The following is a 12,370-nucleotide window of genomic DNA, read 5'->3' as shown; positions in this document are numbered from 1 at the left end:
CCCCCCGTACGATGAGCGCGCGGGCCGCACGGTCCGTGACCGCCTGGTCCTCACACCGAGCCGAGAAGGTCCCGCAGACCATGACCACTGCCGCCCTGCCCGCCATCGCCCGCCTCGCCGAGGAGGGTGGTAACCACGACAGCCTGAACCCCCTGCTGACCGGCGGCTCGGCGCTGTTCATCCTGCTGCTCCTGCTGTTCATCACCACCCGCTTCAACCGGGACCGCTGACCCGCCGGCCACCGACCGGTGGCCGACCGGTCGCGCCGCCGTCCCGTCCGCTGAAGCACCCGCGGCCCCGGGGCGGCGGGCGCCCGGCGGTGCGCCGGACGCACCGCGCGGTGCGTCCGGGGCCCGTCGGAGGGCGGAACCCCCGGGACATCCGGGTCGCGTAAGGTGTGGCGCCATGAGAGAGCAGGTCGAGACCTCTGGGGCGAACGCGGCGCCGGGCACCTCCGCGCCGGGCGAGGGTTCGCGCAGGCGACGGCTGGGCGTGATGGGCGGCACCTTCGACCCCATCCACCACGGGCACCTGGTCGCCGCCAGCGAGGTGGCGAGCGCCTTCCAGCTGGACGAGGTGATCTTCGTCCCCACCGGGCAGCCCTGGCAGAAGTCCGACCGGCAGGTCTCGCCGCCCGAGGACCGCTACCTGATGACGGTGATCGCCACCGCCGAGAACCCCCAGTTCTCGGTCAGCCGGATCGACATCGACCGCGACGGCCCCACCTACACCGTGGACACCCTGCGCGACCTGCGCAGCCTCCACCCCGACGCCGAACTCTTCTTCATCACCGGCGCCGACGCCCTCGCCCAGATCATCTCCTGGCGCTCCTCCGAGGAACTCTTCGAACTCGCGCACTTCATCGGCTGCACCAGGCCGGGCCATACTCTCTCCGACACCGGCCTGCCGGTCGGCGGCGTCTCGCTGGTCGAGGTGCCCGCGCTCGCCATCTCCTCCACCGACTGCCGGGTGCGCGTCGCCAAGGGCGAACCCATCTGGTACCTGGTGCCGGACGGCGTGGTCCGATACATCCACAAGCGGGCGCTGTACGCGTCGGCCCGGCCTTGATGCCCCCAGGAGGGACGACGTGACCGGAACGTCCGACGACCAGAACTGGTTCGGCCAGCAGCAGCCCCCCCAGCCCCGCCGGCCCCACCCGCAGCCCGAGCAGCAGCCGCAGCCCGGGTACTACGCGCAGCAGCAGGGCTACCAGGGCTACGAGCAGCAGCCGGGTTACGAGGGCTACGAGCAGGCGCAGCCGCAGCCGCAGTCGCCGCAGCAGGGGTACGGGCAGGGCGGCGGCCAGTACGACCACCAGTACGACCAGTACGGCGCCCAGTACCCGCAGGACCCGTACGGCGGTGGTGGCGGGCAGCAGGGCGGGTACCAGCAGGCGCAGGGGTACGAGGCGTCCGGGTACGGGGCCGCGGGATACGAGGCGTCCGGGTACGAGGCTTCCGGGTACGAGGCTTCCGGGTACGAGCAGGGCGGCTACCGCCAGGGCGGGTACGAGCAGACCGGGTACCAGCAGGGCGGCTACGAGGCGCAGGGGTACGAACAGCAGGGCCACGGACGGCAGTTTGGCGAGCAGCGCGGGGGCCGGGAGGCGTACGGGCAGCAGCCCCACGACCCCTACTACGGGCAGCAGCCGCCCGCGCAGGGGCTCTACCGGGAGCCGGCCGCGGCGCCCGGGCAGGCGCCGGTGGCGCCGGTGAACCCGGTGGGCGGGGCGGGCGCGGGCCCGGTCGGGCCGACCGCTGCGGTGGTGCCGCCGCGGGCGCGGCCGGGGGCGGCACCGGTGGCCGAGCCGGCGGCGGAGCCGTCCGAGCAGGTCGGCGGTCGGGCGGCGGCAGCGGCGGCGGCCCGGGCGAAGGCCAAGGGCGGGGACTCGTACACCACGGGCGAGTTCAGCTTCGTCGACGAGCAGACGGAGGAGTCCGAGGACGCGATCGACTGGCTGAAGTTCGCCGAGTCGCGCAGCGAGGTGCGGGCCGAGCGCCGGCGCCGGCTGCGCAACCGGCTGGTCTCGCTGCTGGTGGTGGTGGCGGTGCTGGCGGCGGGCGGGGTGGGCTACCTGTGGTGGGCCGGGAAGCTCGGCGGTGGCGACGACGCGACCGAGGCGATCGGCGGTCGGTACGTGAACGTGGTGCACCTGCGCGACCCGCAGGGCAAGGTCACCACCGCGCTGCTGGTCGACGACGAGGGCGGGAAGAAGGCGACCGTGCTGCTGCTGCCGGACACCCTGCAGCTGCCCAGCAACGGGGCCTCCGTCAGCACCACGGTCGGCAAGTCCCTGGACGAGGTCGGCGCCTCCGCCACCCGTGACGGCCTGACCTCGGTGCTCGGCGCCAAGGTGGCCGGCACCTGGCGGCTGGACACCCCCTACCTGCTGCTGCTGGTCTCCCAGCTCGGCGGCATCAAGGTCGACACCAACGCCGAGGTGCGCGAGGACGGCAAGCCGGACGGCAAGGTGCTGGCCCCGGCGGGCAAGGACGTCCTGCTGAACGGCCACGCCGCCGTCGCGTACGCGACCCTGCAGGCGCCCGGGGAGGACCGGGGCGCCCAGCTGGCCCGCTTCGGCCAGGTGATGTCCGCGGTGATCAACGCGATGCCGGTCACCATGGCGGACGCGACCGACGACGTGCGCCGGATGAACTCGGTCGCCGACCCGTCGCTCCCGGAGAGCGCGCTGGCCGGCGTGCTGGTCAACCTGGCCAAGCAGGCGAAGGCGGGGCACCTGTCCACCGCCGTGCTCACCACCAAGGCCGACGGCACCCTGGACGACGCCACGGCGGGCAAGCAGGTGAAGGAGATCCTCGGCGGTGCCCTCGGCAGCGCCAAGGGCACCGGCGGCTCCACCCGGGTCACCCTGGTCAACGCCGCCGGCAACGACACCGCGGTGGCCGCCGCGCAGGTCGCGGTGATCAACGCGGGCATGGACGCGCTGCCGTCCAGCGCCAAGGCGCCCGACCAGGCGGTCTCCGAGATCCGCTACACCGACGACGCCAAGCAGCCGGCCGCCCTCACCCTGGCGACCAGCATGGGACTGCCGGACTCGGTGGTGAAGAAGGTCACCGAGGCGCAGAACGCGGACCTGGTGCTGGTGGTCGGCAAGGACTACCAGCCGCCGTCGCAGAAGACCCAGTGAGCGGCGTCGGCCGGGGTACGGCGGGGCGGTGCGGCGGAGCGGCGCGGGGCGGGGTGCGGGGCGGCGCGTGGGGCGGTCGGAGGGCCCGGGCGGAAAACGCTCGGGGGCTCCGCCGCGTTCGTGAGATCCTGGGTGGGTATCCCCACAGCCGATCCGGAAGAGCATCGTGACCGTCACCGACCGAAGCCAGGAACTCATCACCGTCGCCGCGCAGGCGGCGGCCGACAAGCTGGCGCACGACATCATCGCCTTCGACGTCAGCGAGGTGCTGTCGATCACCGACGCCTTCCTGATCGCCTCCGCCGCGAACGACCGCCAGGTGCGGGCGATCGCCGAGGAGATCGAGGACCAGCTGCGCGAGAAGCTCGACACCAAGCCGGTGCGCCGGGAGGGCGAGCGCGAGGGCCGCTGGATCCTGCTCGACTACCTCGACATCGTGGTGCACGTCCAGCACTCCGAGGAGCGTTCCTTCTACTCGCTCGACCGCCTGTGGAAGGACTGCCCCGAGCTGCCGCTCCCCGAGGACGCGCTGGCCACCCGCAACCGGCCGGAGAACGCCGTCACCGACGCGGCCGGCAACGCCGTCTCCGGGGGCGACCTCTGAGCCGCCCCGGGGCCTGGCCGCGCATCGTCTTCTGGCGGCACGGCCAGACCTCCTGGAACCTCGAATCGAGGTTCCAGGGCAGCACCGACATCGAGCTCACCGAGCAGGGCGTCTTCCAGGCCCAGCGGGCGGCCCGACTGCTCGCCGGGCTCCGGCCCGACCTGCTGGTCTCCTCCGACCTGCAGCGGGCCCGGCGCACCGCCGCGGAGCTCTCCGCGCTCACCGGCCTCGAAGCGCACCACCACGAGGGCCTGCGGGAGGCCTACGCGGGGGAGTGGCAGGGGCTCACCAAGACCGAGATCCAGGCCCGCTACCCGGAGCAGTACCGGGCGTGGACGAACGGCGAGCAGGTCCGGCGCGGCGGCGGCGAGCTGGCCACCGAGGTGGCCGACCGCTCCGTTCCGGTGGTGCTGGACGCGGTGGAGAAGCTGCCGGAGGGCGGCACCCTGGTGGTGGTCAGCCACGGCGGCACCATCCGCACCATGATCGGCCGGATGCTGGGCCTGGAGCCGGAGCTGTGGGAGCGCTTCGGCGGCCTCTCCAACTGCTGCTGGTCGGTGCTCGGCCTGGACTCCCGCGGCTGGCGGTTGCTGGAGCACAACGCGGGCACCCTGCCGCAGCCGGTCATCGGCGACGAGACCTGAGGCGGTGGCCCGAGGCCCGAGGCGCAAGCCGAGGCCGGACCTGACGACCGACCGACCCGGATTTCACAGTTCCGGCTCTGACCAGCTAGAGTCTTCCTCGTTCGCAGCGAAGAACGCAGACGGGAAACCGGGGGCGGAAGTCGCGGAACTGCGGGGCTATAGCTCAGTTGGTAGAGCGATTGCATGGCATGCAATAGGTCAGGAGTTCGATTCTCCTTAGCTCCACTCCGCACCGGTGGTCCGTGAGTGGTCGTCAGTGTCGCGGGGCTATAGCTCAGTTGGTAGAGCGATTGCATGGCATGCAATAGGTCAGGAGTTCGATTCTCCTTAGCTCCACAGCAGTTCCGCGAGGCCGCCGCCCGAACAGGGTGGCGGCCTTCGGTGTCTCCGCAGCCGCCCTCGCGGCCGGTCCCACGGCTGCTCGCGGGGGTGCCGGAACGGATTAGGGCCGGGGGCGCCGAACGTGTACAGTTGTCGATGTCGCCGAGGGAAACCGCAGGTGACAGCAGTAACAGCATGGGGCTATAGCTCAGTTGGTAGAGCGATTGCATGGCATGCAATAGGTCAGGAGTTCGATTCTCCTTAGCTCCACAGCAGTCCGGAGGCCGTCCCGCGAGGGGCGGCCTCCGGCCGTTCACGGGACTTCCCTGCCGAGCGGGGCGCGGGGCCGCTACGGTCGTGCCATGGCCGACCTGGTGCGAAAACGGAACGACGAACTCGCCCGGATACTCCACCAGCTCGGCTGGAGCCCGGAGCGGCTGGCCCGCGAGGTGAACGCGGTGCTCCCGGCCGGCATGGCGATCAGCTCCACCGCGCCGTACAAGTGGCGCGACCGTGGCATGGTGCCGCGCTCGCCGCACGACCAGACCGTCTGCGAGGTGCTCGGCCGCAGCGTCGGCATCGCGGTCACCTACGAACAGCTCTGGGGCCGGATGGGCTCCCACCGGGGCGCGAAGATGCTCTCCCCCCGGCTGCTGACCGATCCGTGGACCGCCGGCACCGCGCAGACCGCGCTCCACGAGGCGGGGGCCGACGGCGCCCCGGTCCGGCTGACCGACCTGTTCCGCGGCGACGAACTGGAGCAGGCGGCCCGGCACTGGGCCTCTCCGCCGCCGCCGGTCACCGGGGGCGAGGGCGCGCTGCGGATCGCCCCGGAGCAACTGGCCGACCTGCGGCTGTCCTACGAATCCAAGCAGCGCCTGGAACGCGCTTACGGCGGCGGTCTGATCCTCGACCTCGCCAAGGCCGAACTCGCCATGGTCGGCAAGTTGTTGGAGCTCGGCAACTACGACGAGCCGCTCGGCCGGGAGCTGTACGGCGCGGCCAGCAGGCTGGCCCGGCTGGTCGGTTGGGCCAACTACGACATGGGCAACGACGCCGCCGCCCAGCGGGCCTTCGTCGCCGCGCTGCGGGCCGCGCACGTCTCCGGCGACCCGCGGCTCGGCGTCGGCGTGGTCGGCTGCCTCGCCGTCCAGGCGACGTACAACCCCGGCGGGCGGGGGCTGGACCCGGTGGCGATGCTCTCCACCGCGCTGCGCGCCGCCGAAGGCGTGCTGACCCCGCGCGAGCGGGCCCTGCAACTGGGGCGGATCGCCCGGGCGCACGGCCGCAAGGGGGAGCAGATCAGCGCCGAGGCGGTCGCCGAGCGGGCGTTCCGTGAGCTGGCGGACGTGGAGGGGCACGCCCAGGAACGGGCCGACCTGGAGGGCATGGTCGGCGAGGGGTACCTGCTGCTCGGCGAGCACGGGCGGGCGCGCGGCCTGCTGCTGACCGCGATCGACTCCCTCGCGGGCGAGCGGGCCCGGGCCAAGGCGCTGTTGATGGTGCGCCTCGCCGACTCCTACCGGCGCACCGGCGAGCGGGCCGAAGCCGAACGCACCGCCGACCGGGCCCGGCTGCTCGCCGCCGGCATGCAGTCGGCGCGAGTGGCCCGGGCCCTGCGGGACTTCGACACCGCGATGCGCGCGGAGGCGTAGTGGCGGGGGATCGACGCGGTGGGGCGGAACGGGGTTGAGGGGGTGCGGTACCCTGAGCCCATGCGAACTGTGCGCCTGCTCCTTAGCCGGCCGCGCTGACCAGGACCGGTCTGTAGGCCGGAGTCGGCGTGGCGTCCCCTCCTGCGGAGGGGTTTTCTGCTTTCTACGGCCTGTTCGCTGACTGATGACGATGGAGCCCGAAGGACCATGAGCGAGACGACCCCCGCTTCCGGCTCGGCCGAAGCCGCCACCGAGCCTTTCCGCTACGGCGCCGCGCTGGCCGCCGAGATCGAGTCCCGCTGGCAGGACCTGTGGGAGAAGGAGGGGACGTTCGACGCCCCCAACCCGACCGGCCCGCTGGCCGACGGCTCGCCCGTCGCCGCGAAGCCCCACAGCTTCATCATGGACATGTTCCCGTACCCGTCGGGCGCCGGCCTGCACGTCGGCCACCCGCTGGGCTACATCGCCACCGACGTGTACGCCCGCTTCCAGCGGATGAACGGGCACAACGTCCTGCACACCCTGGGCTACGACGCCTTCGGCCTGCCCGCCGAGCAGTACGCGGTGCAGCACGGCGTGCACCCGCGGGTGTCCACCGAGGACAACATCGCCAACATGCGCCGGCAGCTGCGCCGGCTGGGCCTGGGCCACGACTCGCGCCGGTCGATCTCCACGATCGACCCCGAGTACTACCGCTGGACCCAGTGGATCTTCCTGCAGATCTTCGACTCCTGGTACGACGAGGCCGCCGCCAAGGCCCGCCCGATCGCCGAGCTGGTCGCCGCGTTCGAGTCCGGCGAGCGCGAGGTGCCGGGCGGCCGCGCCTGGGCCGAGCTGTCCGGCGTCGAGCGGGACGAGGTGCTGGGCGAGTACCGGCTGGCCTACTCCAAGGAGGTGCCGGTCAACTGGTGCCCCGGGCTGGGCACCGTGCTGGCCAACGAGGAGGTCACCGCGGACGGCCGCTCCGAGCGCGGCAACTTCCCGGTGTTCAAGTCGAACCTGCGCCAGTGGATGATGCGCATCACCGCCTACGCGGACCGCCTGATCGACGACCTGGACCTGCTGGACTGGCCCGAGGCGATCAAGCTGCAGCAGCGCAACTGGATCGGCCGCTCCGAGGGCGCCCGGGTGGACTTCACGGTCGGCGGCGACACCGTCACCGTCTTCACCACCCGCCCCGACACCCTGTTCGGCGCCACCTACATGGTGCTGGCGCCCGAGCACGCCCTGGTCGACACGGTCGTCCCCGCCGAGTGGCCGGCCGGGACGCGCGAGGAGTGGACCGGTGGCGCCGCCAACCCGGCCGACGCCGTCGCCGCCTACCGGGCCGCCGCCGCTGCCAAGTCCGACGTGGAGCGCCAGGCGGACGCCAAGGTGAAGACCGGTGTGTTCACCGGCGCCTTCGCGACCAACCCGGTCAGCGGCGAGCAGATCCCGGTGTTCATCGCCGACTACGTGCTGATGGGCTACGGCACCGGCGCGATCATGGCCGTCCCGGCGCACGACAGCCGTGACTTCGCCTTCGCCCGGGCCTTCAACCTGCCGATGCGCTGCGTCGTGCAGCCCACCGACGGGCGCGGCGAGGACCCGCACGGCTGGGACGACGCCTTCGACACCTACGACTCGGTGCTGGTCAACTCCGAGCGCGAGGACCTGTCGCTGAACGGCCTGTCGGTGGTCGACGCGAAGGCCCGCGTCACTGCCTGGCTGGGCGAGCGCGGCATCGGCGAGGGCACCGTCAACTACCGCCTGCGCGACTGGCTGTTCAGCCGCCAGCGGTACTGGGGCGAGCCCTTCCCGATCGTCTACGACGAGACCGGCGCGATGCACGCGCTGCCCGAGTCGATGCTGCCGGTCGAGGTCCCCGAAGTGGACGACTACTCGCCGCACACCTACGACCCCGACGACGCCGCGTCCTCCCCGAAGACCCCGCTGTCCCGCAACGAGGAATGGGTCAACGTCGAGCTGGACCTGGGCGACGGCGTCAAGACCTACCGCCGCGAGACCAACACCATGCCCAACTGGGCGGGTTCCTGCTGGTACGAGCTGCGCTACGTCGACCCGGTCAACTCCACCTCGGTGGTCGACCCGGCCAACGAGGCCTACTGGATGGGCCCGACCGCCGAGAAGCCCGCCGGCGGTGTCGACCTGTACGTCGGCGGTGCCGAGCACGCCGTGCTGCACCTGCTGTACGCCCGCTTCTGGCACAAGGTGCTGCACGACCTGGGCCACGTCTCCTCGGTCGAGCCGTTCCACAAGCTGTTCAACCAGGGCATGATCACCGCGGACGTCTACCGCGACGCCCGGGGCTTCCCGGTGCCCGCGGCCGAGGTCGTGGACCCGGAGGGCAACGGCCAGTACTTCTGGCAGGGCGAGCCGGTCCGCCGCGAGGCGGGCAAGATGGGCAAGTCGCTGAAGAACGCGGTCGCCCCCGACGAGATCGCCGACGAGTACGGCGCGGACACGCTGCGCCTGTACGAGATGGCGATGGGCCCGCTGGACGTCTCCCGCCCCTGGGACACCCGGGCCGTGGTCGGCTCGTACCGCTTCCTGCAGCGGCTGTGGCGCAACATCGTCTCGGAGGTCACCGGCGAGCTGGTGGTGACCGAGGAGGAGCCGGACGAGGCGACGCTGCGCGCGCTGCACAAGACGATCGACGGCATCCGCGGCGACATGGCGGGCATGCGGTTCAACACGGCGGTGGCCAAGGCCATCGAGCTGAACAACTTCCTGGTGAAGCGTGGCTCCACGCCGCGTTCGGTCGCCGAGCGGATCGTCCTGCTGGTCGCCCCGCTGGCCCCGCACATCGCCGAGGAGCTGTGGCGCCGTCTGGGCCACGAGCAGTCGCTGGCCTTCGCCGACTACCCGGTGGCCGACCCGACCTACCTGGTCGACGACACCGTGACCTGCGTCGTGCAGATCAAGGGCAAGGTCAAGGCCCGCCTGGAGGTCCCGCCGTCGATCTCGGACGCCGAGCTGGAGGCGCTGGCCCTGGCGGATCCGGCCGTGGTCGCGGCCGTCGGCGGCGCGGAGGTGCGCAAGGTCATCGCCCGCGCGCCGAAGCTGGTGAACATCGTCACCGCCTGACGCGACACCGGCCGACACGCCGTCGGCCGGACCGGGCCGGCCGTCCCCGCAGCGGGGCGGCCGGCCCTTCGCCGTCCGCGGGCCCGGGCGAGCGGGCAGGCGGAGGAACGCGAGCACGGATGAGAACACGGGTAGGTAGGGGAACGCGGACAAGGACAGCTCCGTTCTTCGAGTGGACGTGGAAGCGGCCGGCGAATTCAGGGAGATCGCTTGGGGGACATCCCTGAGCTGTCCCTGATCTCGGCCGCGAGGAGTGTCTGCGGCCTGCTGTCGGCCGCCGCTCCGGGCTACGGTGGAGTTCCGGCGGCGAACGGGCCGCGCCGGGCGGCCCTCGGCCGGTCACGGGCGGAAGGTGGGCTCCCGATGGAAGCGCTCGGTGTGGTGGTGGCGCTGGTCGCGCTGTTCGGGGTGGCGCTGCTGGTGATGGCGGTGGTCGGGACGGTGAAGGCGGCGAAGGCGGTGGCGGCCAAGGTCGACCGGCACAGCGCCAACGCCCAGCGGGCGGTGGAGAACGCGGCCCTGAAGGCGAAGAGCTTCGCCAAGCCGGGCGAGCAGGGCAGGATCGCCGCACTGCGGCTGTCCCTGCGCACCTCGTTGGACTCCACCCGCCAGGTCCTGCAGGCCGGCCTCCCGCAGGATGGTCAGCTCACCGACGCGCTCCACCTGCTCGCCCGCCTCGACTCCCACGCGGCGGAACTCGACGCCGAACTGCGCATGCTGGAACGGGAGCCGATGAACGGTCGGGTCGCCGCCAAACTCCCCGAACTGCGCGAGCGGGCCGAGCGGATCACCCACTCCGCGGACTCCCTGCGCTGGGCCGCCCAGGACCGGATGCGCCGCTTCGCCGACGACGAACTCGCCCGCCTCGGCAAGGAGTGCCAGGACGAGGCCGGAGCCCTGCGCCACTGGACCCCCGCCGACCCCGCCGGGTCCGCCACCGGCCAGGCCACCGAGGCCTCCGCCGCCGGAGCGGACTCCACCGCCACGGCCGCGTCCTCCGCCGAGGACCCCGCCGACCGTCGCAAGGGACTCGGCTCCGGTCGTCCGAGCAGTGCCGAGGAACTGCTCGGGCTGGCCGCCGAACCGCTCTCCCGCCTCGCCGACCGCCTCCGCAAGCCGAATCCGGCGGGCCCCAACCGATCCTGACCCCGCGTCACGAACCGGTTGCTCTCCGTGCTCGGAGAAGTTACCCGCCCTCCCTGGGGCAAAACCACCGAATAACGAGCGCTGTCCTCCCGGCCCCGCGGCGGGTAACCTCCGGCTCATGCCCGGCCACCTCGCACTTGTCACGGATTCCACCGCGTACCTGCCCCAGCAGGCGGTGGACCGGCACCGCATCCGGGTGGTGCCGCTCAGCGTCGCGGTGGACGACGGGGTCTTCGCGGAAGGCGTCGAGATCTCCCCGAAGGACGTGGCCGAGGCCCTGCGCTCCAAGCGGCGGGTGACGACCTCCCGTCCCAGCCCCGAGACCTTCGCCGCCGCCTACCGGGCGGCCGCCGAGGCCGGCGCGCGCGGCATCGTCTCGATCCACCTGTCGGCCGAGCTCTCCGGCACGGCGGATGCCGCCCACCTGGCCGCCTCCGCTGTGCAGGTCCCGGTCCGGGTGGTCGACAGCCGGCTCGTCGGCATGGCGTTGGGGAGCTGCGTGCTGGCCGCCGCCGAGTCGGCCGCTGCGCTGGACGCGGCCCGCGCCGCTTCGATGCCCGGCGTCGACGGGGGCAGTGGCGGTGCGGGCGACAGGGCCGTCGAGGCGGACCTTGACCTGGTGGTTGCCGCGGCCGATAACCGGGCCGCCGGCACCGCGGGCTTCTTCTACGTCGACACGCTGGAGCACCTGCGGCGGGGCGGCCGGATCGGAACCGCCCAGGCGCTGGTCGGCTCCGCACTGGCGGTGAAGCCCCTGCTGCACCTGGCCGGAGGCCGGATCGAGCCGCTGGAGAAGGTCCGTACGGCCTCCCGTGCGATCGCTCGGCTGGAGGAGATCGCCGTCGAGCGGGCGGCGCAGCAGCCGGTGGACGTCACCGTTCACCACCTGGCCGCCGAGCACCGGGCCGAGCCGTTGGCGGAACGCCTGGGCGAGCGGATCCCCGGCCTGCGGGAGCTCTACGTCAGTGAGGTGGGCGCCGTGATTGGTGCGCACGTCGGCCCCGGTCTGCTGGCCGTGGTGGTGTCTCCGATCGTCGGATCATCTGAGTGAAGTTGGTCGGGGTCACCCGTTCGGGCGACAGGAGTTATCCACAGGCCCGAGTTATCCACAGGTGCGGACGAATTCTCTGACGGTTCGCCGGTGTCGTCCTACCGTCCTCGCCATGAGGACCATCACCACACCCCAGAACCGTCGTCGCCAGACCATCGAAACCGCCCGGACCAGGCTCGACCGGATCCTCCCGCTCGACCCGTCCGCCAGGACCGACCCGGCCGAACCGCCGGAGGACGGTCGCGGCGCCGCCGGGGGTGCGGACGCCGGGCTGCCCGAACCCGACCCGTCGGACGGGCCGATGCCGACGACCGCCGACCCGCCGCCGACACTGCCCTCGGCACGCCTCCTCCCGGTGCACGGCACGCCCGGGTCCCCTCCGCATCCGGTGCCCGGGGTCACCTGGGCGAACGCCCGCCCCGATCCGAGGGACGACAGCCCGTCGCTCCTCGCCCGCGGCCGACCCGGCACGCGGGCGGAACGGGACCCGCCCCACGGAACGGCCGATGACAGCACTCCGCCGGACGGTCGGCCGACCGAGAGCAGACCGGACCCGGAGCTGGATGTGCCATCGGCCGGTCCGGCCCCACCCGCGAATCCCGCCGACACCTCCCCCTACCAACGCGTCCCGCCGAAACCGTCCTGGCGACTCCGTTTCCCCACCGTGTTCGCCCTCGACCGCCGAGCCGTACTCGGCCTGAGCGTCCTCCTCGT

At 72.6% G+C, this 12,370-nt stretch carries 9 protein-coding genes and 3 tRNA genes; all 12 read left to right on the top strand.

The window, feature by feature from the left end; translation table 11 throughout:
• Nucleotides 1-80: 80 nt before the first annotated feature.
• The 12 genes from ACZ3J7_RS05505 (at nt 81) to ACZ3J7_RS05450 (ending at nt 11,656) form a co-directional block, all read left to right on the top strand.
• On the top strand, nt 81-230 hold the full coding sequence (locus ACZ3J7_RS05505) for a hypothetical protein (RefSeq protein WP_014135723.1): 150 nt from the start codon (nt 81-83) through the stop codon (nt 228-230).
• Nucleotides 231-405: 175 nt separating this feature from the next.
• Complete coding sequence (gene nadD / locus ACZ3J7_RS05500) at nt 406-1,068, top strand: nicotinate-nucleotide adenylyltransferase (protein WP_465617108.1); 663 nt, start codon at nt 406-408, stop codon at nt 1,066-1,068.
• 19 nt (nt 1,069-1,087) lie between these two features.
• Nucleotides 1,088-3,148, top strand: coding sequence for a LytR C-terminal domain-containing protein (locus ACZ3J7_RS05495; RefSeq protein ID WP_465617107.1), 2,061 nt, complete (start codon nt 1,088-1,090; stop codon nt 3,146-3,148).
• Between the two features lie 166 nt (nt 3,149-3,314).
• Nucleotides 3,315-3,752, top strand: a complete 438-nt coding sequence (rsfS, locus tag ACZ3J7_RS05490; protein ID WP_387643114.1) for a ribosome silencing factor — start codon at nt 3,315-3,317, stop codon at nt 3,750-3,752.
• Entirely contained in the window at nt 3,749-4,396 is a 648-nt protein-coding gene (locus ACZ3J7_RS05485) for a histidine phosphatase family protein (RefSeq protein ID WP_465617257.1), read from the top strand. The genes rsfS and ACZ3J7_RS05485 overlap by 4 nt, the downstream gene beginning before the upstream one ends.
• 152 nt (nt 4,397-4,548) lie before the next feature.
• A tRNA-Ala gene (locus ACZ3J7_RS05480) sits at nt 4,549-4,621 on the top strand.
• 38 nt (nt 4,622-4,659) lie between these two features.
• Nucleotides 4,660-4,732 (top strand) — tRNA-Ala (locus tag ACZ3J7_RS05475).
• Nucleotides 4,733-4,914: 182 nt separating this feature from the next.
• Nucleotides 4,915-4,987, top strand: a tRNA-Ala gene (locus tag ACZ3J7_RS05470).
• Nucleotides 4,988-5,079: 92 nt separating this feature from the next.
• Entirely contained in the window at nt 5,080-6,372 is a 1,293-nt protein-coding gene (locus tag ACZ3J7_RS05465; protein ID WP_465617104.1) for a hypothetical protein, read from the top strand.
• Nucleotides 6,373-6,579: 207 nt separating this feature from the next.
• Nucleotides 6,580-9,459: a leucine--tRNA ligase gene (gene leuS, locus ACZ3J7_RS05460; RefSeq protein WP_465617103.1), complete on the top strand. Its 2,880-nt coding sequence runs from the start codon at nt 6,580-6,582 to the stop codon at nt 9,457-9,459.
• A gap of 363 nt (nt 9,460-9,822) precedes the next feature.
• Nucleotides 9,823-10,605 carry a hypothetical protein gene (locus ACZ3J7_RS05455; protein ID WP_465617101.1) on the top strand — a complete coding sequence of 261 codons (783 nt, stop codon included), beginning with the start codon at nt 9,823-9,825 and terminating at the stop codon, nt 10,603-10,605.
• A 118-nt stretch (nt 10,606-10,723) separates the two neighbouring features.
• Nucleotides 10,724-11,656, top strand: coding sequence for a DegV family protein (locus tag ACZ3J7_RS05450; protein ID WP_465617099.1), 933 nt, complete (start codon nt 10,724-10,726; stop codon nt 11,654-11,656).
• Nucleotides 11,657-12,370: the final 714 nt, after the last annotated feature.

The organism is Kitasatospora sp. NPDC015121 (assembly GCF_055562955.1).
The sequence above is the reverse complement of the archived record's forward strand: the minus strand, read 5'-3'. Positions and strand labels throughout refer to the sequence as shown.